This is a genomic window from Streptomyces sp. P3 (genome assembly GCF_003032475.1).
Taxonomy (GTDB): domain Bacteria; phylum Actinomycetota; class Actinomycetes; order Streptomycetales; family Streptomycetaceae; genus Streptomyces.
In genome coordinates this window covers 595,548-621,518 of sequence record NZ_CP028369.1, presented here as the reverse complement: position 1 = coordinate 621,518, position 25,971 = coordinate 595,548, and the positions used below count along the sequence as shown (strand labels likewise).

Below are 25,971 nucleotides of genomic sequence, written 5' to 3'. Positions count from 1 at the left end.
GTGCCGAAGAGTATTGCTCCAACCAAGCGTCCCTGGCGGTGTCAAGGACTGCTGGCTCGACGGTTTCACCACGCTCGGCTGCTCGGACGGAGTCTCGGGCAGCGACCCGATAAGCGCGAGCCGTGGTGTTCAGGCGGCGTAGAGATCCCGTCTGGCTTCCTGCGCTCGGTCGTGACGGTCCTCTGCTCGTTCACGATCCGCGCGCTGGTTCTGCTCTCGGGTGACGCGCTGGCTGAGCAGCGCTCCGCCCAGAGTTCCGCCGAGCGTTCCTGCGACGCCGCTGAGAGTAACTGCAAGCGTGGTCACGTCCAGGAGATCCCCCACCTCGTCCGATCATTTGCCCGTCGGCGGCGGTCGTCAGTCTTCCCTCCCTCAACGTCATCCACTACCGGGACGACGATAGCGAGCGGCGCTGCCGATCGACTTCCATGCGCTGTGCCACCTGCGGGAATGCCTCAAGATCCCGTCCACGCCTCGTCCACAGACCTCGACATACGACCGCTTCGGGCTGCATCCGGCTGCACATATGCCAAGACCCCGTCCTCAGCGAAACCGCTGGTGGCGGGGTCTTTGGGCACCTCATGCAAGGTGCCCCCGGCAGGATTCGAACCTGCGCACACGGCTCCGGAGGCCGTTGCTCTATCCCCTGAGCTACGGGGGCGTGTCGGGCCGGAGTTGTTTGCTCGCGGCGACGGGTAGAACACTACCAGCTCCCTCGGGGTGTTCATGAACGTGTTTCCGCGGGCCGGAGCGTCGCCCGCGGGGGGTGGAAGTGGGGAAAACCCGGACGCGGTGGCCGGTCCGGACCTACTCTCGAGGTGTGCCAGGCGCGTCGGGCCGGGTGCTTGTTGTCGACGACAACAAGGTCATCCGGCAGCTGATCAGGGTCAATCTCGAGCTGGAGGGCATCGAGGTCGTGACCGCGTCCGATGGTGTCGAGTGTCTGGAAGTCGTTCATCAGGTGCGACCCGATCTCGTGACACTCGATGTCGCCATGCCTCGGCTCGACGGGCTGCGGACCGCCGCTCGACTGCGTACCGATCCACGCACGCGCGATCTTCCGCTCGCCATCATCAGTGCCTGTACGCAGTACGAGGTGGAGGCCGGTCTGGAGGTCGGCGTCGACGCCTTTCTCGCCAAGCCCTTCGATCCCGCCGAACTCGTCTCGCTCATTCGGGCCTTGATGGACCGGGAGAGCGGTGCAGGGGAGGGCGTGAGGGCCGGGACGGGTGGCGGGTCCGGCGCGGGGCCCATGACCGAGTAGGGCTGCCTTCCTTGTTTCTGACCCCGGCCCGGCCTCGCCCCAACGCCCGGCCCGCCCTCGCCCCAACGCCCGGCCCCGCCCAGTACCCCGCCACCGCCTCGGTACCCGACCCCGCCACCGCCTCGGTACCCGGCCGCGCCCCAGCACCCGGCCCGGCCTCGTTTCCTCTCCCTGTTCCGGGCTTCGCTCTCTCCTGTCGTTCCGGGTTTCGCTTTCCTTCGCTGTTCCGGGATGCGCTTCCCGTTGCCCCTCTTTCCTGTGCGGGCGTCCACATCGCGGACCTCTCGTAAACCTGCTCGCCTACCCACCCCCCTCCTCCCCTACGCTTGTCCCGTGACCCCCGTCGAGCTCTCCCGTACCGTGCTGTGCGCGGTGCGTCGTGCCGTGGAGGCCGGGGAGCTCAGCGTGGCCGTGCCCGCGCGGGCCGTGGTCGCGCCGCCGGGGCCCGGTGGGCGTGGGGACTACGCCACCAACATCGCCCTTCAGCTCGCCCGGCCGGCCGGGCAGCCGCCGCTCCGTGTCGCCGAGGTGCTCCGGTCGTACCTGGCCGCCTCCGAAGGGGTCGCCGGCGTCGAGATCACCGGGCCGGGGTTCCTCAACCTCCGCCTCGACGGTTCCGCCGGCTCAGTCCTCGTCCGGCGGGTCCTTCGTGAGGGATCGCGGTACGGGCACGGCGACCGGCTCGCCGGGCAGGTCTTCGCGGTGCGGGTGCCGTACGAGGTGCGGGCGGAGGTCGTCGCCGACGCGCTCGCGCGGATCGTCGCGGCGCAGGGCGGCCGCGTCGACATCGGTCACGGCGGTCCCGTCACCCTGCGGCCCGCGCCCGCCCCCGAGGACCCCGCCCCGCTCGGTCCCGACGCCGCCCGCTGGGCCCTGCTCCACCCGGCCCCGCACGACCGGCCCCGGATCACCGCCGACCACCTGGTCCAGCGGGAGAGCAATCCTGTCTTCCGCGTCCGTTACGCCCACGCCCGCACCCGGGCCGTGCGCCGCAACGCCGCAGATCTCGGATTCGGGCCGTGGTCCGACTCCGGCCCGCACGACACCGTCGCGGATACCGTCGTGGACGCCGCTGCCGCGGATACCGCCGGGGATACCCTCGCCGCCGGCCTCGGCCAGCAGGCGTCGTCCGAGGCTCACGACCTGCTTCCTCTTCTCGCGGACTACCCCCGCATCCTCGCCACGGCCGTGACCGACGCCCCACAGCCGGGCACCCCCGGCCTCGACGCCGGCGCTCCCTCCCGTCTCGCCCGACACCTTCTCGCTCTGGCCGACGCGACCCTCGTCCTGCTTCCCGCCGTCCTTCCCCGTGGTGAGGAGAAACCCTCGGCCGCCCACCGTGCCCGGCTCGCGCTTGCCGAAGCCGCCGGGGCGGTGCTGGCCGGTGGCCTGTCCCTGCTCGGTATCGACGCACCCGATCACCTCTGAGAGAGCACGCCCAGATGAGCCGTTCCGCCCACCCCGCCGGGCCCCGTCACGCCGACGTCCTGCCCGAGGGCCACTACTCCGCGCCGCCCGCCGACCTGAACACCCTCGACGCCAAGGTCTGGGCGCAGACCGTCACGCGCAACGCCGACGGCGTGCTGACCGTCGGCGGCGTCGACGTCGTCAGCCTCGCCGAACAGCACGGCACCCCGGCCTACATCCTCGACGAGGCGGACTTCCGCGGCCGGGCGCGCGCCTGGCGCACCGCGTTCGGCAAAGACGCCGACGTCTTCTACGCCGGTAAGGCGTTCCTGTCCCGGGCCGTCGTGCGGTGGCTGCACGAGGAGGGGCTCAACCTCGACGTCTGTTCCGGCGGAGAGCTGGCCACCGCCCTGTCCGCGGGAATGCCGGCCGACCGCATCGCCTTCCACGGCAACAACAAGTCGACGGAGGAGATCCGCCGGGCCGTCGAGTCCGGGGTCGGGCGCATCGTCCTCGACTCCTTCCAGGAGATCGTGCGGGTCGCGCACATCGCGCAGTCCCTCGGCAGGCGCCAGCGGGTGCAGATCCGCGTCACCGTCGGCGTCGAGGCCCACACGCACGAGTTCATCGCGACCGCCCACGAGGACCAGAAGTTCGGGATCCCGCTCGCCGGCGGCCAGGCCGCCGAGGCGGTGCGGCGCGCCCTTCAGCTCGACGGGCTCGAACTGATCGGGATCCACTCGCACATCGGGTCGCAGATCTTCGACATGTCGGGGTTCGAGGTCGCCGCCCACCGGGTGGTCGGGCTGCTCAAGGTGATCAGGGACGAGCACGGCGTCGAACTGCCCGAGATCGACCTCGGCGGCGGTCTCGGCATCGCCTACACCAGCGACGACGACCCCCGCGAGCCGCACGAGATCGCCAAGGCGCTGACCGAGATCGTCACCCGGGAGTGCGAGGCCGCGCGGCTGCGCACCCCGCGCATCTCCGTCGAGCCGGGCCGCGCGATCGTCGGACCGACCGCCTTCACCCTCTACGAGGTGGGCACCGTCAAGCCGCTCGACGGGCTGCGGACGTACGTCTCCGTCGACGGCGGCATGTCCGACAACATCCGCACCGCGCTGTACGACGCCGAGTACAGCGTGGCGCTCGTCTCGCGTGCCAGCGACGCCGAGCCGATGCTGGCACGCGTGGTCGGCAAGCACTGCGAGAGCGGGGACATCGTGGTGAAGGACGCTTTCCTGCCGTCGGACCTGGCACCCGGTGACCTCGTCGCCGTCCCCGCGACGGGGGCGTACTGCCGTTCCATGGCCAGCAACTACAACCACGTGCTGAGGCCGCCGGTGGTCGTCGTGCGCGAGGGGGAGTCGCGGGTCGTCGTGCGCAGGGAGACCGAGGAGGACCTGTTGCGGCTCGACGTGGGCTGAGCGGCCGGCCGGGAAATCGGCCCCGCGAAGGAGAATGGGCGGCGGAGAGGAAAGGGCGGAAGATCTCCTGTCTGCCGCCTCTGCGAAAATGAAATAGATGTCTCACGATCCGGACCGGGGATAGAAACTCCGGTCCGGTGAGTGAGACTGAACCAACCGGAAACAGTCGTAGACGGTATTCAGGAAACGAGGTCGGATGATGCGTACGCGTCCGCTGAAGGTGGCGCTGCTGGGCTGTGGAGTGGTCGGCTCAGAGGTGGCGCGCATCATGACGACGCACGCCGACGACCTCGCCGCGCGGATCGGCGCTCCCGTGGAGCTCGCCGGTGTCGCCGTGCGGCGGCCGTCGCGGGTCCGGGAGGGCATCGATCCCGCCCTCGTCACCACCGACGCCACCGCCCTCGTCAAACGCGGGGACATCGACGTCGTCGTCGAGGTCATCGGCGGCATCGAGCCCGCCCGCACGCTCATCACCACCGCCTTCGAGCACGGCGCCTCCGTCGTCTCCGCCAACAAGGCGCTGCTCGCCCAGGACGGCGCGGCGCTGCACGCCGCCGCCGACGGGCACGGCAAGGACCTCTACTACGAGGCCGCCGTCGCCGGCGCCATCCCGCTGATCCGGCCGCTGCGCGAGTCGCTCGCCGGCGACAAGGTGAACCGGGTGCTCGGCATCGTCAACGGCACCACCAACTTCATCCTCGACAAGATGGACTCCACCGGCGCCGGTTACCAGGAGGCCCTCGACGAGGCCACCGCCCTGGGGTACGCGGAGGCCGACCCGACCGCCGACGTCGAGGCCTTCGACGCGGCCGCCAAGGCCGCCATCCTCGCCGGGATCGCCTTCCACACGCGCGTGCGCCTCGACGACGTCTACCGCGAGGGCATGACCGAGGTGACGTCGGCCGACTTCGCCTCCGCCCGGCAGATGGGCTGCACCATCAAGCTGCTCGCCATCTGCGAGCGGGCTGCCGACGGAGGGTCCGTGACCGCGCGGGTGCACCCCGCCATGATTCCGCTGAGCCACCCGCTCGCCTCGGTGCGCGGGGCCTACAACGCCGTGTTCGTCGAGTCGGACGCGGCCGGCCAGCTCATGTTCTACGGCCCCGGCGCCGGCGGTGCACCCACCGCCTCAGCCGTGCTCGGCGACCTCGTCGCCGTCTGCCGTAACCGGCTCAGCGGGGCGACGGGGCCCGGCGAGTCGGCGTACGCCGCCCTGCCGGTGTCGCCCATGGGCGATGTCGTCACGCGCTACCACATCAGCCTGGACGTCGCCGACAAACCGGGTGTTCTCGCCCAGGTGGCGACCGTGTTCGCCGAGCACGGGGTGTCCATCGATACGGTGCGCCAACAGGGCAAGGACGGCGAGGCCTCTCTCGTCGTCGTCACCCATCGCGCGTCCGACGCCTCCCTGACGGGGACCGTCGAGGCGTTGCGCAAGCTCGACACCGTGCGGGGTGTCGCCAGCATCATGCGGGTTGAAGGAGAGTAACCAATGACCCACCAGTGGCGCGGAATCATCGAGGAGTACCGGGACCGGCTGCCGGTATCCGACAGCACGCCGGTCGTGACGCTCCGTGAGGGCGGTACGCCGCTCGTCCCCGCGCAGGTGCTCTCCGAGCGCACGGGCTGCGAGGTCCACCTGAAGGTGGAGGGCGCCAACCCGACGGGGTCCTTCAAGGACCGCGGCATGACGATGGCGATCACGCGGGCGAAGGAGGAGGGCGCGCAGGCGGTCATCTGCGCCTCGACGGGCAACACCTCTGCCTCCGCCGCCGCCTACGCCGTCCGTGCGGGCATGGTCTCGGCCGTGCTCGTGCCGCGCGGCAAGATCGCGCTCGGCAAGATGGGCCAGGCCCTCGTCCACGGCGCGAAGATCCTCCAGGTCGACGGCAACTTCGACGACTGCCTCACCCTCGCCCGTGCGCTGAGCGACAACTACCCCGTGGCGCTGGTCAATTCGGTGAACCCGGTGCGCATCGAGGGACAGAAGACGGCCGCCTTCGAGATCGTCGACATGCTCGGCGACGCCCCCGACATCCACGTCCTGCCGGTCGGCAACGCGGGCAACATCACCGCGTACTGGAAGGGGTACCAGGAGTACGCAGCCGACAAGATCGCCGCCAAGACCCCCCGGATGTGGGGGTTCCAGGCGTCCGGCAGCGCTCCGATCGTGCGCGGCGAGATCGTCAAGGACCCGTCGACGATCGCCACCGCGATCCGCATCGGCAACCCCGCCTCCTGGAAGTTCGCGCTGGCGGCGCAGGAGGAGTCCGGCGGCCGGATCGACGAGGTGACGGACCGTGAGATCCTGCGCGCCTACCGGCTGTTGGCGGCTCAGGAGGGCGTCTTCGTGGAGCCCGCGTCCGCCGCGTCGGTGGCCGGTCTGCTGAAGGCCGCCGAGCAGGGTCTGGTCGACCCGGGCCAGCGCATCGTCTGCACGGTCACCGGCAACGGCCTCAAGGACCCCGACTGGGCCGTCGCCGGCGCGCCGCAACCCGTCACCGTCCCGGTCGACGCGGTCACTGCGGCCGAGCGCCTCGGCCTCGCGTAGCGGAACCCTGTCCACCGCGGACCGACCGGCGGCACACCGGCACACCGGCACACCGGCACACCGGCACACCGGCACACCGGCACACCGGCACACCGGCACACCGGCACACCGGCACACCGGCACACCGGCACACCGGCACACCGGCACACCGGCACACCGGCACACCGGCACACCGGCACACCGGCACACCGGCACACCGGCACACCGGTCCGCGGTGGACGCGACCGGCCCGGAGCATCCGCTCCGCCGGTACGCCGGTCGACGGGGGACGAACGACCGGGAGCACCCGCTCCACCGCGGACGGCCGCTCCATCGGGAACATCCGTTCCGCGAGGGACACCCGTTCCGCGAGGGACACCCGCTCCACCGGGAACACCGCTTCCCCTGCACCCCCGACAGGGACTTCCCCGTCGGGGGTGCACAGGGGGCTTACGACACGCATCGTGCGCCTCCTGTGCGCCCTATGTCGCCGCTGAACCTTCCTTCGATAGGCTGTACTGAACCCGCCCGCCGCATATGCCGCGGCGCCGCGTCGCCGTAGCGGCGGCAGGGTCCTCATGTACGTAGCGCATCTCATTCGACAGCCCCGCAGCTCAAGGAGAGTCATCGCAAGATGGCCGGTCCCGCCTTCCGTGCCGCCCCCGTGCGCGTGCGCGTTCCCGCCACCAGCGCCAATCTCGGCCCGGGTTTCGACGCCTTCGGCCTCGCACTGGGGCTCTACGACGACGTCGTCGTCCGGGTGGCCGACTCCGGGCTGCACATCGACATCGCGGGCGAGGGCAGCGAGACGCTGCCGCGCGACGAGACGCACCTGCTCGTCCGTTCCCTGCGCACCGCCTTCGACGTCCTCGGCGGCCAGCCGCGCGGACTGGAGATCGTCTGCGCCAACCGCATCCCGCACGGCCGGGGCCTCGGCTCCTCGTCCGCCGCGATCTGCGCCGGCATCGTCGCCGCGCGCGCGGTGACCATAGGCGGGGAGAGCAGGCTCGACGACGCCGCCCTGCTCGAGCTCGCGACCGAGATCGAGGGCCACCCGGACAACGTGGCGGCCTGCCTGCTCGGCGGTTTCACCCTGTCCTGGATGGAGGCCGGCTCCGCGCGGGCGATCAGGACTGAGCCCGCCGATTCCATCGTTCCGGTGGTTTTCGTGCCCGGGAAGCCGGTCCTCACCGAGACCGCGCGCGGTCTGCTCCCGCGTTCCGTCCCGCACGTCGACGCGGCGGCCAACGCCGGCCGGGCCGCGCTGCTCGTCGAAGCCCTCACCCGGCGCCCCGAACTGCTGCTGCCCGCCACCGAGGACCGTCTGCACCAGGAGTACCGCGCGCCTGCCATGCCGGAGAGCGCCGCGCTGGTGGAGCGGCTGCGCGCCGACGGGATCCCGGCCGTCATCTCCGGCGCCGGACCCACCGTGATGGCACTGGCCGACGCGGCCACCGCCGACAAGATCGAATCCTCGGCCGGCGCGGACTGGGCCGCGAACCGCCTGGCCATGGACCTGCAAGGGGCGTGCGTAATGCCTCTTGCGCCCTCCGGCGACATGTGAAAGGCGCACGGTTGCCGGATTTCGAGAGGGGGAATGTTTGTTGGATCCGGTAGTGTTAACCTCAAGTCTGCACCCGACCCCACCACGGCGCGGTGCTTCGTGTCCCGCTTCGGGACAGACATTCTTCCGGGAGCTCCCCAAGCCGCACTGCGTTCCGTACGTCGTACCTGGGCAGTACGCCGTGCAACGACGCTGAGCGGCCCGCAGATGGGGGTCCCCCCTCTGGGGGAGCTTCGGAATCGGTGCTACCACGCCACGTGACACTGGGTGTCACGACTCGTCGGGGAAGCGCCATCACCAGCAAATTCTCTTCCGCCGCATAAGGCGGACCACCGCCCCGGCTTCGCCTCAGCAAGGACCGAAGCCGGACAGCACAAACGGTCGCCGAGCCAGACAGGCCGACGTCCGCTCCAGGGAAGGACCCTTCGTGAGCGACACCACCGATCTGATGGGCGCACGTGTCGAGGAGACCGCTGCCGCGCCCGCCACGGACGCCTCCGCGCCTGCCACCGGTGCAGGCTCCCGGCGACGCCGCGGTACCGGCCTCGATGGCATGGTGCTGGCCGAGCTGCAGCAGGTCGCATCAGGCCTCGGCATCAAGGGCACCGCGCGGATGCGCAAGAGCCAGCTGATCGAGGTCATCAAGGAGGCGCAGGCCGGAGGCGGTGCCCCGGCCAAGGCCGAGGACCCGGCCGCCGAGGCCAAGCCCAAGCGCCGCGCCACCTCCAAGGCCCGCACGGGAGAGGCCGCCGACAAGAAGGCGGACGCCGCCCCGGCCGAGGCCGCCGCCGAGAAGGCCGTGGCCCAGCAGCAGATCGAGATTCCGGGCCAGCCGGCCGGCGCCGACGCGCCCGCCGAGCGCCGTCGCCGTCGTGCCACCGCCGACGCGGGCAGCCCGGAGACGGTCGCCGCCGAGGCCAAGAGCGCACCGAAGGCCGAGACGCCCGCGCAGGCGCAGACCGAGGCCCAGGCGCAGTCCCAGGGTGACGCCAGGAGCGACGCCGACGGTGGCGAGGGCCGTCGCCGCGACCGCCGTGAGCGCGGCCGCGACCGTGGCGAGCGCGGTGACCGGGGCGACCGCGGTGACCGCCGCAAGGGCGACGACCAGCAGGGCGGCCAGCAGGGTCAGCAGCAGCGCGGCGGCCAGCAGGGTCAGCAGCAGGGCGGCGGTCGTCAGGACCGTCAGCAGCGCGACAACGGCCCGCAGGACGACGACGAGTTCGGCGACGGCCGGCGTGGCCGCCGCGGCCGCTACCGCGACCGCCGTGGGCGCCGCGGGCGCGACGAGATCGGCGCCCCCGAGCCGCAGCTCGCCGACGACGACGTGCTGATCCCCGTCGCGGGCATCCTGGACATCCTGGACAACTACGCGTTCATCCGGACCTCCGGCTACCTGCCGGGCCCGAACGACGTGTACGTCTCGCTCGCCCAGGTCCGCAAGAACGGCCTGCGCAAGGGCGACCACGTCACCGGCGCCGTCCGCCAGCCCAAGGACGGGGAGCGCCGCGAGAAGTTCAACGCGTTGGTCCGCCTGGACTCGCAGAACGGCATGGCGCCCGAATCCGGGCGCGGCCGCCCCGAGTTCAACAAGCTGACGCCGCTCTACCCGCAGGACCGGCTCCGCCTGGAGACCGACCCGGGCGTTCTCACCACCCGCATCATCGACCTCGTCGCGCCGATCGGTAAGGGCCAGCGCGGTCTGATCGTGGCCCCGCCGAAGACCGGCAAGACCATGATCATGCAGGCGATCGCCAACGCGATCACGCACAACAACCCCGAGTGCCACCTGATGGTCGTCCTGGTCGACGAGCGTCCGGAAGAGGTCACCGACATGCAGCGGTCGGTCAAGGGCGAGGTCATCTCCTCGACCTTCGACCGTCCGGCCGAGGACCACACCACGGTCGCCGAGCTCGCCATCGAGCGCGCCAAGCGTCTGGTGGAGCTGGGCCACGACGTCGTCGTCCTGCTCGACTCGATCACGCGTCTGGGCCGTGCGTACAACCTCGCCGCCCCGGCCTCCGGCCGCATCCTGTCCGGTGGTGTCGACTCGACGGCCCTGTACCCGCCGAAGCGCTTCTTCGGTGCGGCCCGCAACATCGAGGACGGCGGCTCGCTGACCATCCTCGCCACCGCGCTGGTGGACACCGGGTCCCGCATGGACGAGGTGATCTTCGAGGAGTTCAAGGGCACCGGCAACGCCGAGCTCAAGCTCGACCGCAAGCTCGCCGACAAGCGCATCTTCCCGGCGGTGGACGTGGACGCGTCCGGCACCCGCAAGGAAGAGATCCTGCTCGGCAACGAGGAGCTCGCGGTCACCTGGAAGCTGCGCCGGGTGCTGCACGCGCTCGACCAGCAGCAGGCGATCGAGCTGCTCCTCGACAAGATGAAGCAGACGAAGTCGAACGGCGAGTTCCTGATGCAGATCCAGAAGACGACGCCGTCGCCGGGCAACAACAACGACTGACGTCGACAACGACTGCTGTCAACGAAGACCGACGTCAACGACGACCGACGTCGTCGACGACTGACGTCGTAGCCCGCAGACATCGGATCAGGGCCGTCCCCGCACGCGGGGGCGGCCCTGATCCGCGCTTCACGGGCGGGATACGATCTCGCTCTTCCACCATCCTGATCCCGAGGGGGGACTCGCGTGGGTACACCCATGTCCGGGGGCGGCGGCCGGCACAGACGCCGGATACGGATCGCCCTGCCCGTCGCCGCGGCCGGCCTGGCAGCGGCCGTCGCCGGCGCGCTGTTCCTGTCGTCCGCACAGGCGGCCGAGGCGCCGCCGGCGCCCGCCACGGCCGCGACGAAGTCGGCCAAGGAACTGCGGAAGCTGATCGACGTCGCGGTCGGCGGCGACGAGACGCCGGGGCAGACCTCGAAGGCATCCCTCAGCGGGAGCACGAGCGCCGGATCGGCCAAGGTCGACCCGAAGATCATCGGCGGTACGACGACGACCGTCGCCCGGGCCCCGTGGATGGCCCAGCTCTGGTACGGCGACGACCGTGGCACCAGCACCACCAGCGACGACGTCGGATTCTTCTGCGGCGGCTCGGTCGTCTCGCCGACGAAGATCCTCACCGCCGCGCACTGCGTCAAGAACTACAACTGGCAGGCCCACGGTTACGTCGTCACGGGCAGCGCCCAGCTGATGTCCGAGGACGGCAGCCTGCACGGCGGGACCGGCACCTACGTCCGCCGGCAGTGGAACCACCCGTCGTACAGCGCCACGACCATCGACAACGACATCGCCGTGCTGACCCTCGAGACGCCGGTCAGGGCCACGCCGATCAAGATGACGACGAGCACGGACACCGCCTCGTACGCGACCGGCGCCAAGGCCACGCTGTACGGCTGGGGCCGGACCACCTCCACCACGCAGGACCTCTCCGAGACGCTGAAGACGGCCGTGCTGCCGATGCGGTCGGACGCCACCTGCGCGGACTACTACGGCGCCGACTACCGCAAGGGCCACATGGTGTGCGCGGGCACGCCCGCCACCGGCGTCGACACGGGCACCACCAGCGCCTGCAACGGCGACTCCGGCGGTCCGCTGATCGTGCGGAACGCGGCCGGCCAGGACCGGATCGTGGGCGTCGTCTCGTGGGGCGTCACCGACTGCGTCGAGAGCGGCGCGTACAGCGTCTTCAGCAAGGTCTCCGCGTACGTCGGCAGCGCCTACCCGCGCGTCGACGACAGCAACCTCAGCGGCGACCAGCTGGCCGACCTGTGGGCGCGCACCGCGTCGACCAAGACCGGGTACGAGATGGACTCCAAGGGCGCCTCGCTGGGCGCCCGCGAGTCCTGGGGCACCTGGAGCAGCTACAACCTGGTCCTGCAGACCGACCTGGACCGCGACGGCGTCCAGGACCTCCTCCTGCGGCGCGCGTCCGACGGTGACGTCTTCTGGCGGCACTACGTGCCCTCCAGCGGCACCTGGGCGACCAAGCTGATCGCCGACAACTGGAAGACCCGCACCCAGATCGTCGCCCCCGGCGACGTCACGGGCGACTACCTTCCCGACCTGGTCTCCGTCGACTCGGCCGGCGCCCTGTGGGTCTACCCGGGCAACGGCGGCGGCTCCTTCGCCGCGCGGGTCAAGAACGGCACGGGCTGGAACCAGTACAACGTCCTGCGCGGACACGGCGACTTCACCGCCGACGGCAGGGCGGACCTGATCGCCCGCAACAAGAGCACCGGCGCGGTCTACCTCTACAAGGGCAACGGCGCCGCCGCGTCCGCCTTCGCGGCCCGCGTCAAGGTCGCCACCTGGAGCAGCACGACGTACAACGTCGTCGCCGCCGTCGGGGACGTCAACGGCGACGGCGTGGCCGACCTGCTGGCCCGCACGCCCGCCGGAGTGCTCTATCTGTACAAGGGGACCGGAAGCGCCACGAGTGCGATCTTTGCCACAAGGGTCTCACTCGGGACGACTTTCAAGCAGTACGACATCTTCGGCTGACGCCCCACGAAGCCGCAGGTGAGCGCCGTGTGCGGCGCTCACCTGCGGCACGCTCCGTGTCCGTTCCGGCACGTTTCGCACACAGGGCGACGTGTAACCCTGTCCCGAGTTTCCCCGTCCGTCCTGGCGGAGCGACGATGGTGAGGTTCCACGAGAACAGAGGAGCACATGTCTGCCGAGAGCACGCCGGAGCCCGGCACACCGGGTGAAGCCGGCACGACGAGCGGGGCCGGCCACAGCGGTCCCGGCCACCCGGGCGGCCGGGACGGTCGGCGCGGTCCGCGCCACCGCAAGCAGCGCGGCGGCAGACGCAAGGGCCTGCTGATCGCCGCGTGGAGCGCCGCGGGCGTCCTCGTCCTGGGCGGCACCGGAGCGGGATACCTGTACTTCAAGCTCAACGGCAACATCAAGAGCGTCGACATCGACCAGGCGCTGGGCACGTCGCGGCCCCCCAAGGCCGACAACGGCTCCGAGAACATCCTCGTGCTGGGCTCGGACACCCGCTCCGGCACGAACAAGAAGCTCGGCGGCGGCGCCGACGACGGCAGCGCCCGTTCCGACACGGCGATGGTCGTGCACGTCTACGAGGGCCACAAGAGGGCCAGTGTGGTCTCCATACCGCGCGACACCCTCGTCGACCGGCCCGCCTGCACGGACACGAAGGGCGTCACGCACGACGCCGCGCCCGACGCGATGTTCAACTCGGCGTACTCGACCGGCGGCGCGGCCTGCGCGGTCAAGACGGTCGAGGCGATCAGCGGTATCCGCATGGACCACTACCTGGAAGTCGACTTCGCCGGCTTCGAGAAGCTGATCGACGAACTCGGCGGCGTCGAGGTCACCACGACCCGGGCCATCGACGACCCCGACAGCCACCTGAAACTCGACGCGGGCACCCACAGGCTCACCGGCGGCCAGGCGCTCGGCCTGGTCCGCACCCGGCACGGCGTGGGCGACGGCTCCGACCTCGGCCGTATCCAGCTCCAGCAGGCCTTCCTCAAGGCCCTGGTCGACCAGGTCGAGCACGTCGGTCTGTTCACCGGCGGGACCAAGCTGTACGACCTCGCCGACACCGCCACCAAGGCCGTCACCACCGACTCCCGCCTAGGGTCGCTGAACTCCCTGATGTCCTTCGCGCGCGGTCTCAAGGGTATCGGCGCGGCGGACATGACCATGGTGACGATGCCGGTCCGGTACGACCCGTCCGACCTCAACCGCGTCCTCGTCTCCGAGGCGAAGGCCGAGCAGGTGTGGACGGCGCTCAGGAACGACCGGCCCGTCCCGAAGGCGGCCACCGAGGGCAACGCCAGCGGTGAGGCGGCCGGGGTCGTGGCCGCGTCGTAGCCGCCCGGGGGCCCACCGCACCCGGCGCCGAGGCCCCCGGGAATAGATCGCCCCGCCCCCCGGTTTTGGGGGATACGGCCAGTGCTGGCAGACTGGTACGTCGGCTCCGGTTCACGTTTGCCGTATCCCGCGGCAGCGACCCGGCGCCCTCCCGAAACTAGGAGACACCTTGAAGCGCGACATCCACCCCGAGTACGTCGAGACGCAGGTCAGCTGCACCTGTGGCGCGTCGTTCACCACCCGCAGCACGATCGAGGGCGGCAACATCCGCGCCGACGTCTGCTCCGAGTGCCACCCGTTCTACACGGGCAAGCAGAAGATCCTCGACACCGGTGGCCGTGTGGCCCGCTTCGAGGCCCGCTTCGGCAAGGCCGCCGCCGGCTCCAAGAAGTAGCGAGCCCCTCTTCGCCGGTCCACGGCAGTGTCCCCGCCCGGGACACGCCGGGACCGGCGTTTTTGGTCGCCCGCCCTTCCCCCACGTACGTCATTCAGGAGCCCACCATGTTCGAGGCCGTCGAGGAGTTGCTCGGAGAGCACGCCGACCTGGAGAAGAAGCTCGCCGACCCGTCGGTCCACGCCGACCAGGCCAACGCGCGCAAGCTGAACAAGCGCTACGCCGAGCTCACCCCCATCGTCGGTACGTACCGCTCCTGGAAGCAGACCGGCGACGACGTCGAGACCGCGCGCGAGTTCGCCGCCTCCGACCCGGACTTCGCCGCCGAGGTCAAGGAGCTGGAGAAGCAGCGCGAGGAGCTGACGGAGAAGCTGCGGCTGCTGCTCGTGCCCCGGGACCCGTCCGACGACAAGGACGTCATCCTCGAGATCAAGGCGGGCGCGGGCGGCGACGAGTCGGCCCTGTTCGCCGGCGACCTGCTGCGGATGTATCTGCGCTACGCCGAACGCGTGGGCTGGAAGACCGAGATCATCGACGCGACCGAGTCCGAGCTGGGCGGCTACAAGGACGTCCAGGTCGCGGTGAAGACCAAGGGCGGGCAGGGCGCGACGGAACCCGGACAGGGCGTCTGGGCGCGGCTGAAGTACGAGGGCGGAGTGCACCGTGTGCAGCGGGTGCCCGCGACCGAGTCGCAGGGCCGGATCCACACCTCCGCCGCCGGCGTGCTGGTGACGCCCGAGGCCGAGGAGGTCGACGTCGAGATCAACGCGAACGACCTGCGCATCGACGTGTACCGGTCCTCCGGGCCCGGCGGCCAGTCCGTCAACACCACCGACTCCGCCGTGCGCATCACGCACGTTCCCACCGGAGTCGTGGCCTCCTGCCAGAACGAGAAGAGCCAGCTGCAGAACAAGGAGCAGGCGATGCGTATCCTGCGCTCCAGGCTGCTGGCGGCGGCGCAGGAGGAGGCGGAGCGGGAGGCCGCCGACGCCCGCCGCAGTCAGGTCCGCACCGTCGACCGCTCCGAGAAGATCCGCACGTACAACTTCCCGGAGAACCGCCTCTCGGACCACCGCGTCGGCTTCAAGGCGTACAACCTGGACCAGGTCCTGGACGGCGACCTCGACGCGGTGATCCAGGCCTGCGTCGACGCGGACTCGGCCGCCAAGCTCGCGGCCGCGTAGGCGTTGTAGGACGGACGCACGACGAGTACGACACGGAGGACTTGCGTGCAGCAATCATTTGGGGGACGCCCCCCGAGCCCTCGCAGTCTGCTGCTCGCTGAGGTAGCTCAGGCCACCCAGCGGCTGGCCGACGCCGGCGTGCCCTCGCCGCGCAACGACGCGGAGGAGCTCGCCGCGTTCGTGCACGGCGTCAAGCGCGGTGAACTCCACTCCGTGAAGGACCCCGACTTCGACGCCCGGTACTGGGAGACCATCGCCCGGCGCGAGCAGCGCGAGCCGCTCCAGCACATCACCGGCAGGGCCTTCTTCCGGTACCTGGAGCTCCAGGTCGGCCCCGGCGTCTTCGTGCCGCGTCCCGAGACCGAGTCGGTCGTCGGCTGGGCCATAGACGCCGTACGCGCCATGGACGTCGTCGAGCCGCGGATCGTCGACCTGTGCACCGGCAGCGGCGCCATCGCGCTCGCCCTCGCGCAGGAGGTCCCGCGCTCCCGGGTGCACGCCGTGGAGCTGTCCGAGGACGCCCTGGTGTGGACCCGCAGGAACATGGAGGGCTCCAGGGTCGACCTGCGCCAGGGCGACGCCCTGGACGCCTTCCGCGACCTCGACGGCCAGGTCGACCTCGTCGTCTCCAACCCGCCGTACATCCCGCTCACCGAGTGGGAGTACGTCGCCCCCGAGGCGCGTGACTACGACCCCGAGCTCGCCCTGTTCTCCGGTGAGGACGGGCTCGACCTGATCCGCGGCATCGAGCGCACCGCGCACCGGCTGCTGCGTCCGGGCGGCGTCGTCGTCATCGAGCACGCCGACACCCAGGGCGGCCAGGTGCCGTGGATCTTCACCGAGGAGCGGGGCTGGGCCGACGCGGCCGACCACCCCGACCTCAACAACCGTCCGCGCTTCGCCACCGCCCGCAGGGCGACGCCGTGAGCGCCCCCCGCACTCTCGACCCGCAGCAGGACGCGTACGCGTCCGTATTCGTGTACTTCGTGAATTCCGTGTACGAGGAGGCTCGCTAGATGGCCCGGCGATACGACACCAACGACGCGACCGACCGTGTGACGGGTCTGCGCGAGGCCGCGTCCGCCGTCCGCCGGGGCGAGCTCGTGGTCCTGCCGACCGACACGGTGTACGGGATCGGCGCCGACGCGTTCTCCTCGGAGGCCGTCGCCGACCTGCTGGACGCCAAGGGCCGGGGCCGCAACATGCCCACCCCCGTCCTCATCGGCTCCCCGAACACGCTGCACGGCCTCGTCACCGACTTCTCCGAGCTGGCCTGGGAACTGGTCGACGCCTTCTGGCCGGGCGCGCTGACGCTCGTCGCCAGGCACCAGCCGTCCCTGCAGTGGGACCTGGGCGACACCCGGGGCACGGTCGCCGTGCGCATGCCGCTGCACCCGGTCGCCATCGAACTGCTGACCGAGGTCGGCCCGATGGCGGTCTCCTCCGCCAACCTCACCGGCCACCCGGCGCCGGAGAACTGCGACTACGCGCAGGAGATGCTCGGCGACTCCGTCTCCGTCTACCTCGACGGCGGTCCGACCCCCGGCAACGTGCCCTCCTCGATCGTCGACGTCAGCCGTGAGGTGCCGCTGCTGCTGCGGGCGGGCGCGATCTCCGCGGACGAGCTGCGGAAGGTCGTACCCGACCTCGAGGTGGCGAATTGACAGCCCCTGACGCGGGGCGTGGCATAGGCAACGGGGAACGTGCCGCGGAGCAGACGACGACGTTCGGATATCCGCGCGACACCTTCCGCATCCTCCACGTCAGCACCGGCAACGTCTGCCGCTCGCCGATCACCGAGCGGCTGACCCGGCATTTCGTGTCGCAGCGGCTCGGTCTGCTGGGCGGCGGGCTGATCGTGGAGAGCGCGGGCACCTGGGGCCACGAGGGCGCGCCGATGGAGGCCAACGCGGAGACCGTGCTGGCCGAGTTCGGCGCGGACGCCTCCGGGTTCACCGGCCGGGAACTCCTCGACGAGCACGTCATCATGGCCGACCTGGTCCTGACCGCCACCCGCGACCACCGTGCCCAGGTCATCTCCATGGGCCACTCGGCGGGGCTGCGCACCTTCACCCTGAAGGAGTTCACCCGCCTGGTGAACGCCATCGACCCGGCCACCCTCCCGCCGCTGGACGAGGGCGTGGTGATGCGCGCACGGGCGCTGGTCCGCGCGGCGGCGGCGCTACGCGGGTGGCTCCTGGCCCCGACCCTGGAGGCCGACGAGGTCTACGACCCGTACGGGGCGCCCCTGCCGTTCTTCCGCTCCATCGGCGACGAGATACACCAGGCCCTGGACCCGGTGGTCACGGCCCTGACCGGGGTGCCGACGCGAGCTTGACCTCGCGAGCACGGGGCATGGCGGGCGGTGCGGGCCTACATTGGACGTACGTCACCGTCGACGCCCGGAGCGCACCATGTCGGTCACCCATGCCCCCGAGACCGATGTCCTGCGCCGGCAGGACCCCGAGCTGGCCGGGATCATCCTCGGCGAACGGGAGCGGCAGGCGTCGACGCTCCAGCTGATCGCCGCCGAGAACTTCACCTCGCCCGCCGTGCTCGCCGCCCTCGGCTCGCCGCTCGCCAACAAGTACGCGGAGGGGTATCCGGGCGCCCGTCACCACGGCGGCTGCGAGATCGTCGACATCGCCGAGCGCATCGCCGTGGACCGCGCCAAGGCGCTGTTCGGCGCCGAACACGCCAACGTGCAGGCGCACTCGGGTTCCTCGGCGGTGCTGGCCGCCTACGCCGCCCTGCTGCGGCCCGGCGACACCGTGCTGGCCCTCGGGCTGCCCCACGGCGGCCATCTCACCCACGGGTCGCCGGCGAACTTCTCCGGACGCTGGTTCGACTTCGTCCCCTACGGGGTGGACGCGGAGACCGGGCTCATCGACCACGAGCAGGTCCGCACGCTGGCCCGGGCGCATCGGCCCAAGGCGATCGTGTACGGGTCCATCGCCTACCCGCGCCACTTCGACCACGGCTTCTTCCGCGAGGTGGCCGACGAGGCCGGCGCGTTCCTGATCGCCGACGCGGCCCATCCCATCGGGCTGGTCGCCGGGGGAGCGGCGCCCTCCCCGGTGCCGTACGCCGACATCGTCTGCGCCACCACCCACAAGGTGCTGCGCGGGCCGCGCGGCGGAATGATCCTGTGCGGCAGCGACCTCGCCGAGCGGGTGGACCGGGCCGTCTTCCCGTTCACGCAGGGCGGTGCGCAGATGCACACGATCGCGGCGAAGGCGGTGGCGTTCGGGGAGGCGGCGACTCCTGCGTTCGCGCTGTACGCCCATCAGGTGGTCGCCAACGCGAAGGTTCTCGCGGCCGCGCTGCAGCGGGAGGGGCTGGTCGTGACGACCGGCGGCACGGACACGCACCTCATCACCGCCGACACCGCGCCCCTGGGGGTCGACGGACGTGCCGCGCGGGGGCTGCTGGCGGCCGCCGGGATCGTCCTGGACTGCTGCGCCCTGCCGCACGGCAACGCGCGCGGCCTGCGCCTGGGCACCGCCGCGGTGACCACGCAGGGCATGCGGGAGGAGGAGATGACGCGGATCGCGGCGCTGCTGGCCGGGGTGCTCAGGGAGGACACCGAAGCCAGGACGGCCCGTGAGGACGTGCGCGAACTGACCCGGGCGTTCCCGCCCTGTCCGGCCTGAAACCGGGTAGACGCGCCCTGTGCGCTCCCGGGTGCGCACCCCCGGTGCGCCACGGCTCACAGCCTCACGTGAAACCATCGTCACTACCCGGGAGTCCTCACACATATGCGCCGTGACGTAGTCGATCGCTAGGGTGTGGGACTGAGATGGCCGGCGAGACATGTGGGGAAGCCCGTGCGTGAATACCTGCTGACGCTCTGCATCACGGCCGCGGTGACGTATCTGCTGACAGGGCCGGTACGGAAATTCGCGATCGTGGCCGGAGCGATGCCGGAGATCAGGGCCCGTGACGTGCACCGGGAACCCACTCCGCGGCTCGGCGGGATCGCGATGTTCTTCGGTCTGTGCGCCGGCCTGCTGGTCGCCGACCATCTCACCAACCTCAACGAGGTCTTCGAGAAGTCGAACGAGCCGCGCGCCCTGCTGTCCGGAGCCGCGCTGATCTGGCTGATCGGCGTCCTGGACGACAAGTTCGAGATCGACGCCCTGATCAAGCTGGGCGGTCAGATGATCGCCGCGGGCGTGATGGTCATGCAGGGTCTGACGATCCTGTGGCTGCCGGTGCCGCTGGTCGGCACGGTCGCCCTGACACAGTGGCAGGGCACGCTGCTGACGGTGGCGCTGGTCGTCATCACCATCAACGCCGTCAACTTCGTGGACGGGCTCGACGGTCTCGCCGCCGGCATGGTGTGCATCGCCGCGGCCGCGTTCTTCATGTACGCGTACCGCATCTGGTACTCGTACGGCATCGAGGCGGCCGCCCCGGCGACGCTGTTCGCGGCGATCCTGATGGGCATGTGCCTGGGCTTCCTGCCGCACAACATGCATCCCGCCCGGATCTTCATGGGCGACTCGGGCTCCATGCTGATCGGGCTGGTGCTGGCCGCGGGCGCGATCTCCGTCACGGGTCAGGTCGACCCCGATGTGATGAAGCTGTTCTCCGGTTCGGAACGCGCCGCCGTCCACCAGATGGTGCCGGTCTACATCCCGCTGGTGATGCCGCTGACGATCATCGCGATCCCGGCCGCCGACCTGATCCTGGCGATCGTGCGCCGCACCTGGCGGGGGCAGTCGCCGTTCGCGGCGGACCGCGGGCACCTGCACCACCGGCTGCTGGAGATCGGCCACTCGCACAGCCGCGCGGTGCTGATCATGTACTTCTGGTCGGCACTGATCGCCTTCGGCGCGCTCGCCTACTCGGTCAACTCGGCCTCTATGTGGATCGTCCTCGGCGTCGTGTTCCTCAGTGCGATCGGGCTGGTGCTGCTTCTGCTGCCGCGCTTCACGCCGCGCACGCCGCGCTGGGCCGAGGCGTTCGTCCCGCCGCGCTACCGGCGCCGGCGGCGCTCCGTGGCTGCCCTGGAGCAGCAGTCGGCGGTGGACTCCGTCGAGCAGTCCGCGGGGGATGCGGAGCCTGTCGCGGCCCGTGCGGGGGAGGAGCGGCAGACCCCTGTCACGGTCGGGGTGGCGGGGGCCAACGGGGCCACCGCGATCGGCGGTCGGCGCAGCTCCAAGGTAAGAATCTGACGAGAGCATTGCCAAGTCGTGGGGGAGTCAGGGGAGGGCAAAGCCCCCATTACCAGACAAGCCACCCCGGATTCCGCACAGACGCGCACTGTCACTCTCATGTGTGACAGTGGGCACACCCTCCAGGTAAAGACCTCATCAAATAGTTTGTGATACGGTTCACGAGAACCCCCGGATAGAGCCGAAGGACCGTGCTGAGACGGTTCGTTGGAGCGAGGCGGAGCGAGGTCACTCGCCCCCTCGAGCCGGGACTACGCTCGTCCATGACGACACCCTGCCCCCGTTGAATGCGGAGTTGCCGCCATGCAGTCCAACGACGTACGAACGCTCCTGCACTGTGCCCTGCCCACCGCGGTCGCGGGTGTGGCGGGAGTCGCGGTGAGCGCCGCCGTTGCCGGCGGCAAGGGAGCGCTCGGCGCCGTCTTCGGTGCGGTGCTCGTCCTGCTTTTCATGGGCGGCGGGCTGATGGTGCTGCTGCGCACCGCGCGCCAGCTTCCCCATCTGTTCCAGTCGATGGGGCTGTTGCTGTACACCACTCAGATTTTGCTGTTGATGATCGTGCTGATCACGTTCAAGGGGACCTCGGCCTTCGATCCGAAATGTTTCGCCTTCACGCTGCTCGCGGCCACTCTGGTGTGGATCGCCGCCCAGGTGCGTTCGCACATGAAGGCCAAGATCCTCTACGTCGAGCCGGATTCCGCTCGGACGTCGTCGTGACCTGTAGGGCCGGTGTAAAGGGACTTCCGCTCTTTTGCTATGGTCTCGCCACAACTGCGGCAGAGCTGGCGCGGGCGGCAAGCGTGCCTGTGACGTCTCACGGTTCGGAGCCCAGTCGCCGCCCCCTAATCCGCAAGTCCAGTCCAGTGCCGTCCCGCGGTCGCAGGCCGCGCCGACACATCGAGGTTGCCGTACCCATGCGCCACGCTGAAGGAGCTCGCGGTGAGTAACGCCAAGACGCTCGCCTTCGAGACCGACTGTCATATTTTCGACGGGTGCGGTTTCCCGACCCCCGGCCTGCACTCGTTCATGTTCGAGCCGCTCTTCACTGTCGGCGGCATCGAATTCAACAAGCCGATGCTGCTCTCGCTGGTGAGCACCGTCGTCGTCATCGGATTCTTCTGGGCGGCCTTCAACAAGCCGAAGCTGATCCCCGGCAAGCTCCAGATGGTCGGCGAGGCCGGCTACGACTTCGTCCGCCGCGGAGTGGTCTACGAGACGATCGGCAAGCGCGAGGGCGAGAAGTACGTCCCGCTGATGTTCGCGCTGTTCTTCTTCATCTGGATCATGAACCTGTGGTCGATCGTCCCGGTGGCCCAGTTCCCGGCCACCGCGGTGATCGCCTTCCCGGCAGGTCTCGCCGCGCTCGTCTACATCCTGTGGATGAGCATCACGTTCAAGCGCCACGGCTTCGTCGGCGGCTTCAAGAACATCACCGGCTACGACCGCTCGCTCGGCCCGGTGTTCCCGATGGTCATGTTCTTCGAGTTCCTGTCGAACGTGTTCATCCGGCCCTTCACCCACGCCGTCCGGCTCTTCGCCAACATGTTCGCCGGGCACGTGCTGATCCTGATCTTCACCATCGGAACCTGGTACCTGCTCAACGGCATCGGTATCGCCTACTCGGCGGTCTCGTTCCTGATGGTCCTCGTGATGACGGTGTTCGAGCTGTTCATCCAGGCTCTCCAGGCCTACGTCTTCATCCTCCTGTCCTGCAGCTACATCCAGGGCGCGCTCGCCGAGCACCACTGAGCACCCGCACCACCCCCTGAACTTCCGGTGGCCAACCCCCACCGGCCTGTGTAAAGAGAAGGAAGTTACGGCATGTCCGCTCTCGACACCCTCGCCGCGGTCGAAATCAAGGGCAACCTCGCTGCCATCGGCTACGGTCTCGCGGCCATCGGCCCCGGCGTCGGCGTTGGCATCATCTTCGGCAACGGCACCCAGGCGCTGGCCCGCCAGCCCGAGGCCGCCGGCCTGATCCGTCAGAACCAGATCCTCGGCTTCGTCCTCTGTGAGGCGCTCGCCCTGATCGGTCTGGTCATGGGCTTCGTCTACCCGACGTCGTCCTGATCCGGTCCACGCCGACGAGAGAATTCCACGGAAGGAACTGATGTGATCTCGCCCTTGCTGCAAATCGCGGCTGAGGAGGAGGCCCAGAATCCTCTGATCCCGGAGATCCCCGAGCTCGTCATCGGTCTGATCGCCTTCGCGATCGTGTTCTTCGTCCTGGGCAAGAAGCTCCTTCCGAACATCAACAAGGTTCTGGAAGAGCGTCGCGACGCCATCGAGGGCGGGATCGAACAGGCCGAGATTGCTCGCACGGAGGCCCAGAGCGTCCTGGAGCAGTACAAGGCCCAGCTCGCCGAGGCCCGTCATGAGGCCGCGCGGCTGCGCCAGGAGGCGCAGGAGCAGGGCGCCACGCTCATCACCGAGATGCGCGCGGAAGGCCAGCGCCAGCGCGAGGAGATCGTCGCCGCCGGGCACAGCCAGATCGAGGCGGACCGCAAGGCCGCCGCGTCCGCGCTGCGTCAGGACGTCGGCAAGCTCGCCACCGAACTGGCCGGCAAGCTCGTCGGGGAGTCCCTCGAGGACCACGCCCGCCAGAGCCGCGTCATCGACCGCTTCCTCGACGAGCTCGAGGAGAAGGCCGAGGCGTCTCGATGACCGCACACGGAGCGAGCCGCGAGGCATTCGCAGCAGCCCGTGAGCGTCTCGACGCGCTGACGGACTCCACGTCCGTGGACGCCGCGCAGCTTGCCGGTGAGCTGGCGACCGTCACCGCGCTGCTCGACCGCGAGGTCTCACTGCGTCGGGTCCTCACCGACCCGGCGCAGGCCGGCGAGGCCAAGGCCGAGCTGGTCCAGCGCCTGCTCGGCTCCCGGATCAGCGGCCCCGCCGCCGACCTGGTGTCCGGCCTGGTGCGTTCCCGCTGGTCGCAGCCCCGCGACCTGGTGGACGTGCTGGAGGAGCTGGCGTCCATCGCCGACCTCACGGCCGCGCAGAAGGCCGGCACGCTCGACGACGTCGAGGACGAGCTGTTCCGCTTCGGACGGATCGTCTCCTCGAACACCGAGCTGCGCGCCGCACTGACCAACCGGAAGGCCACCGTCTCGGCCAAGAGCGAGCTGCTGGGCAGCCTGCTCGGCAGCCGGGCCGACGCGGCCACCGAGCGACTGGTGACGCGCCTCGTGACCGCGCCGCGTGGACGTAGCCTGGAAGCGGGCCTCGAAGCCCTGTCCAAGCTCGCCGCAGAGCGCCGGGACCGCATGGTCGCCGTCGTCACCTCGGCGGTACCGCTGAGCGACCCGCAGAAGCAGCGCCTCGGCGCCGCCCTTGCCAAGCTCTACGGCCGCCCGATGCACCTCAACCTCGACGTGGACCCCGCGGTCCTCGGCGGGATCCGGGTGCAGGTCGGCGACGAGGTGATCAACGGTTCCCTCGCGGACCGCATCGAGGACGCCGCCCGCCGCATGGCGAGCTAGCAGCAACTCAAGACCGCAGTACGAACTGATGGCGGCCCTGGTTGGGCCGTGCAGAGGATTCACCTCTTTCAGGGGGGAGTCCCCATCCCCCCAAAGTGAAACTTCGGGCCCAACAAGGAGAGCAGGGAACCCAGATGGCGGAGCTCACGATCCGGCCGGAGGAGATCCGGGACGCGCTGGAGAACTTTGTCCAGTCGTACAAGCCGGACGCGGCCTCGCGCGAGGAGGTCGGTACGGTCACCCTTGCCGGCGACGGCATCGCGAAGGTCGAGGGCCTCCCCTCGGCCATGGCCAACGAACTGCTGAAGTTCGAGGACGGCACCCTCGGTCTTGCGCTCAACCTCGAAGAGCGCGAGATCGGTACCGTCATCCTCGGCGAGTTCAGCGGCGTCGAAGAGGGCCAGCCGGTCACCCGCACGGGAGAGGTCCTGTCCGTCGCCGTCGGCGAGGGCTACCTCGGCCGTGTCGTCGACCCGCTCGGCAACCCGATCGACGGCCTCGGCGAGATCGAGACGTCCGGTCGCCGTGCGCTGGAGCTGCAGGCTCCCGGCGTCATGGCCCGTAAGTCGGTGCACGAGCCGATGGAGACCGGCTACAAGGCCGTCGACGCGATGACCCCGATCGGCCGTGGCCAGCGTCAGCTGATCATCGGTGACCGCCAGACCGGCAAGACCGCCCTGGCCGTCGACACGATCATCAACCAGCGTGACAACTGGCGCTCCGGTGACGTGAAGAAGCAGGTCCGCTGCGTCTACGTCGCCATCGGCCAGAAGGGCTCGACCATCGCCTCCGTGCGTGGCGCCCTCGAAGAGGCCGGCGCGCTGGAGTACACGACCATCGTCGCCGCCCCGGCGTCCGACCCGGCCGGCTTCAAGTACCTGGCGCCGTACACCGGTTCGGCCATCGGCCAGCAGTGGATGTACGAGGGCAAGCACGTCCTCATCATCTTCGACGACCTCTCGAAGCAGGCCGACGCCTACCGCGCCGTGTCCCTGCTGCTGCGCCGCCCGCCGGGCCGCGAGGCCTACCCGGGTGACGTCTTCTACCTGCACTCCCGTCTGCTGGAGCGCTGCGCGAAGCTCTCCGACGACCTGGGCGCCGGCTCGATGACCGGTCTGCCGATCGTCGAGACGAAGGCCAACGACGTCTCGGCGTTCATCCCGACCAACGTCATCTCCATCACCGACGGCCAGTGCTTCCTGGAGTCCGACCTGTTCAACGCCGGCCAGCGTCCGGCCCTGAACGTCGGTATCTCGGTCTCCCGCGTCGGCGGTTCCGCCCAGCACAAGGCCATGCGCCAGGTGTCCGGCCGGCTCCGCCTCGACCTCGCCCAGTACCGCGAGCTGGAGGCGTTCGCCGCCTTCGGTTCCGACCTGGACGCGGCGTCGAAGTCGCAGCTGGAGCGCGGTCAGCGCCTGGTCGAGCTGCTCAAGCAGCCGCAGTACCAGCCGATGCCGACCGAGGACCAGGTCGTCTCCGTGTGGGCCGGTACCACCGGCAAGATGGACGACGTTCCGGTCTCCGACGTCCGCCGCTTCGAGAAGGAGCTCCTGGAGTACCTGCACCGCAAGGAGCAGGGCCTCATGACCTCCATCAAGGAGGGCGCGAAGATGTCGGACGACACCCTCACCGCTGTTGCCGACGCCATCGCCGAGTTCAAGAAGCAGTTCGAGACCTCGGACGGCAAGCTTCTCGGCGAGGACGCCCCGGCCGCGGCCAAGTGACGTAAG

22 protein-coding genes and 1 tRNA gene are annotated in these 25,971 nt (G+C 70.1%); 22 read left to right on the top strand and 1 reads right to left on the bottom strand.

The window, feature by feature from the left end:
- Window positions 1-589: 589 nt before the first annotated feature.
- Window positions 590-661, bottom strand: a tRNA-Arg gene (locus C6376_RS02545).
- 111 nt (window positions 662-772) lie between these two features.
- On the opposite strand from C6376_RS02545, the gene C6376_RS02540 reads away from it, so the two are divergent.
- The 22 genes from C6376_RS02540 to atpA all read left to right on the top strand — a co-directional run bounded on the left by C6376_RS02540 (window position 773) and on the right by atpA (window position 25,965).
- A complete protein-coding gene (locus tag C6376_RS02540) occupies window positions 773-1,264 on the top strand; it encodes a response regulator (RefSeq protein ID WP_107448732.1) in 492 nt (163 codons plus the stop codon).
- 333 nt (window positions 1,265-1,597) lie between these two features.
- Window positions 1,598-2,692: an ArgS-related anticodon-binding protein NrtL gene (gene nrtL / locus C6376_RS02530; protein WP_107441901.1), complete on the top strand. Its 1,095-nt coding sequence runs from the start codon at window positions 1,598-1,600 to the stop codon at window positions 2,690-2,692.
- 14 nt (window positions 2,693-2,706) lie between these two features.
- A complete protein-coding gene (lysA, locus tag C6376_RS02525; RefSeq protein ID WP_107441900.1) occupies window positions 2,707-4,098 on the top strand; it encodes a diaminopimelate decarboxylase in 1,392 nt (463 codons plus the stop codon).
- A gap of 196 nt (window positions 4,099-4,294) precedes the next feature.
- The gene (locus C6376_RS02520; RefSeq protein ID WP_173985564.1) at window positions 4,295-5,587 is read left to right on the top strand and encodes a homoserine dehydrogenase; all 1,293 of its coding nucleotides are present in this window, start codon (window positions 4,295-4,297) and stop codon (window positions 5,585-5,587) included.
- A 3-nt stretch (window positions 5,588-5,590) separates the two neighbouring features.
- Window positions 5,591-6,649 (top strand): threonine synthase, encoded by a 1,059-nt coding sequence (gene thrC, locus C6376_RS02515; protein ID WP_107441899.1) that lies wholly within the window; start codon window positions 5,591-5,593, stop codon window positions 6,647-6,649.
- A 613-nt stretch (window positions 6,650-7,262) separates the two neighbouring features.
- Window positions 7,263-8,192: a homoserine kinase gene (gene thrB / locus C6376_RS02505; RefSeq protein ID WP_107441898.1), complete on the top strand. Its 930-nt coding sequence runs from the start codon at window positions 7,263-7,265 to the stop codon at window positions 8,190-8,192.
- A 427-nt stretch (window positions 8,193-8,619) separates the two neighbouring features.
- Window positions 8,620-10,656 carry a transcription termination factor Rho gene (rho, locus tag C6376_RS02500; protein WP_107441897.1) on the top strand — a complete coding sequence of 679 codons (2,037 nt, stop codon included), beginning with the start codon at window positions 8,620-8,622 and terminating at the stop codon, window positions 10,654-10,656.
- A gap of 198 nt (window positions 10,657-10,854) precedes the next feature.
- The gene (locus C6376_RS02495; protein ID WP_107441896.1) at window positions 10,855-12,657 is read left to right on the top strand and encodes a trypsin-like serine protease; all 1,803 of its coding nucleotides are present in this window, start codon (window positions 10,855-10,857) and stop codon (window positions 12,655-12,657) included.
- A gap of 168 nt (window positions 12,658-12,825) precedes the next feature.
- Entirely contained in the window at window positions 12,826-14,001 is a 1,176-nt protein-coding gene (locus C6376_RS02490; RefSeq protein ID WP_107441895.1) for an LCP family protein, read from the top strand.
- A 169-nt stretch (window positions 14,002-14,170) separates the two neighbouring features.
- Window positions 14,171-14,395, top strand: coding sequence for a 50S ribosomal protein L31 (gene rpmE / locus C6376_RS02485; protein ID WP_069769943.1), 225 nt, complete (start codon window positions 14,171-14,173; stop codon window positions 14,393-14,395).
- A 107-nt stretch (window positions 14,396-14,502) separates the two neighbouring features.
- The gene (prfA, locus tag C6376_RS02480; protein ID WP_057584061.1) at window positions 14,503-15,579 is read left to right on the top strand and encodes a peptide chain release factor 1; all 1,077 of its coding nucleotides are present in this window, start codon (window positions 14,503-14,505) and stop codon (window positions 15,577-15,579) included.
- A gap of 87 nt (window positions 15,580-15,666) precedes the next feature.
- Window positions 15,667-16,506 (top strand): peptide chain release factor N(5)-glutamine methyltransferase, encoded by an 840-nt coding sequence (prmC, locus tag C6376_RS02475; protein WP_107448730.1) that lies wholly within the window; start codon window positions 15,667-15,669, stop codon window positions 16,504-16,506.
- An 89-nt stretch (window positions 16,507-16,595) separates the two neighbouring features.
- The gene (locus C6376_RS02470; RefSeq protein ID WP_107441894.1) at window positions 16,596-17,243 is read left to right on the top strand and encodes an L-threonylcarbamoyladenylate synthase; all 648 of its coding nucleotides are present in this window, start codon (window positions 16,596-16,598) and stop codon (window positions 17,241-17,243) included.
- Complete coding sequence (locus C6376_RS02465; protein WP_057584057.1) at window positions 17,240-17,917, top strand: protein-tyrosine-phosphatase; 678 nt, start codon at window positions 17,240-17,242, stop codon at window positions 17,915-17,917. Before C6376_RS02470 ends, C6376_RS02465 begins: the two co-directional genes overlap by 4 nt.
- A 76-nt stretch (window positions 17,918-17,993) precedes the next feature.
- A complete protein-coding gene (gene glyA, locus C6376_RS02460; RefSeq protein ID WP_107441893.1) occupies window positions 17,994-19,232 on the top strand; it encodes a serine hydroxymethyltransferase in 1,239 nt (412 codons plus the stop codon).
- 174 nt (window positions 19,233-19,406) lie between these two features.
- Window positions 19,407-20,759 (top strand): MraY family glycosyltransferase, encoded by a 1,353-nt coding sequence (locus C6376_RS02455; protein WP_107441892.1) that lies wholly within the window; start codon window positions 19,407-19,409, stop codon window positions 20,757-20,759.
- Window positions 20,760-21,062: 303 nt separating this feature from the next.
- Window positions 21,063-21,476, top strand: a complete 414-nt coding sequence (locus C6376_RS02450) for a hypothetical protein (RefSeq protein WP_057584054.1) — start codon at window positions 21,063-21,065, stop codon at window positions 21,474-21,476.
- Between the two features lie 222 nt (window positions 21,477-21,698).
- Complete coding sequence (atpB, locus tag C6376_RS02445) at window positions 21,699-22,508, top strand: F0F1 ATP synthase subunit A (protein ID WP_107441891.1); 810 nt, start codon at window positions 21,699-21,701, stop codon at window positions 22,506-22,508.
- Window positions 22,509-22,580: 72 nt separating this feature from the next.
- Complete coding sequence (locus C6376_RS02440) at window positions 22,581-22,829, top strand: F0F1 ATP synthase subunit C (RefSeq protein ID WP_107441890.1); 249 nt, start codon at window positions 22,581-22,583, stop codon at window positions 22,827-22,829.
- Window positions 22,830-22,874: 45 nt separating this feature from the next.
- Window positions 22,875-23,423 (top strand): F0F1 ATP synthase subunit B, encoded by a 549-nt coding sequence (locus tag C6376_RS02435; protein ID WP_107448729.1) that lies wholly within the window; start codon window positions 22,875-22,877, stop codon window positions 23,421-23,423.
- Window positions 23,420-24,241, top strand: a complete 822-nt coding sequence (locus tag C6376_RS02430) for a F0F1 ATP synthase subunit delta (RefSeq protein WP_107441889.1) — start codon at window positions 23,420-23,422, stop codon at window positions 24,239-24,241. Before C6376_RS02435 ends, C6376_RS02430 begins: the two co-directional genes overlap by 4 nt.
- Window positions 24,242-24,375: 134 nt before the next feature.
- On the top strand, window positions 24,376-25,965 hold the full coding sequence (atpA, locus tag C6376_RS02425; RefSeq protein WP_057584041.1) for a F0F1 ATP synthase subunit alpha: 1,590 nt from the start codon (window positions 24,376-24,378) through the stop codon (window positions 25,963-25,965).
- Window positions 25,966-25,971: the final 6 nt, after the last annotated feature.

Excerpts from the sequence above, each read along its gene's own strand:
- atpA (WP_057584041.1), top strand. The coding sequence starts at position 24,376 with ATGGCGGAGCTCACGATCCGGCCGGAGGAGATCCGGGACGCGCTGGAG.
- thrB (WP_107441898.1), top strand. The coding sequence starts at position 7,263 with ATGGCCGGTCCCGCCTTCCGTGCCGCCCCCGTGCGCGTGCGCGTTCCC.
- C6376_RS02450 (WP_057584054.1), top strand. The coding sequence starts at position 21,063 with ATGCAGTCCAACGACGTACGAACGCTCCTGCACTGTGCCCTGCCCACC.
- thrC (WP_107441899.1), top strand. The coding sequence starts at position 5,591 with ATGACCCACCAGTGGCGCGGAATCATCGAGGAGTACCGGGACCGGCTG.
- C6376_RS02520 (WP_173985564.1), top strand. The coding sequence starts at position 4,295 with ATGATGCGTACGCGTCCGCTGAAGGTGGCGCTGCTGGGCTGTGGAGTG.
- C6376_RS02495 (WP_107441896.1), top strand. The coding sequence starts at position 10,855 with ATGTCCGGGGGCGGCGGCCGGCACAGACGCCGGATACGGATCGCCCTG.
- C6376_RS02490 (WP_107441895.1), top strand. The coding sequence starts at position 12,826 with ATGTCTGCCGAGAGCACGCCGGAGCCCGGCACACCGGGTGAAGCCGGC.
- lysA (WP_107441900.1), top strand. The coding sequence starts at position 2,707 with ATGAGCCGTTCCGCCCACCCCGCCGGGCCCCGTCACGCCGACGTCCTG.
- C6376_RS02430 (WP_107441889.1), top strand. The coding sequence starts at position 23,420 with ATGACCGCACACGGAGCGAGCCGCGAGGCATTCGCAGCAGCCCGTGAG.
- C6376_RS02470 (WP_107441894.1), top strand. The coding sequence starts at position 16,596 with ATGGCCCGGCGATACGACACCAACGACGCGACCGACCGTGTGACGGGT.
- C6376_RS02440 (WP_107441890.1), top strand. The coding sequence starts at position 22,581 with ATGTCCGCTCTCGACACCCTCGCCGCGGTCGAAATCAAGGGCAACCTC.
- prfA (WP_057584061.1), top strand. The coding sequence starts at position 14,503 with ATGTTCGAGGCCGTCGAGGAGTTGCTCGGAGAGCACGCCGACCTGGAG.
- glyA (WP_107441893.1), top strand. The coding sequence starts at position 17,994 with ATGTCGGTCACCCATGCCCCCGAGACCGATGTCCTGCGCCGGCAGGAC.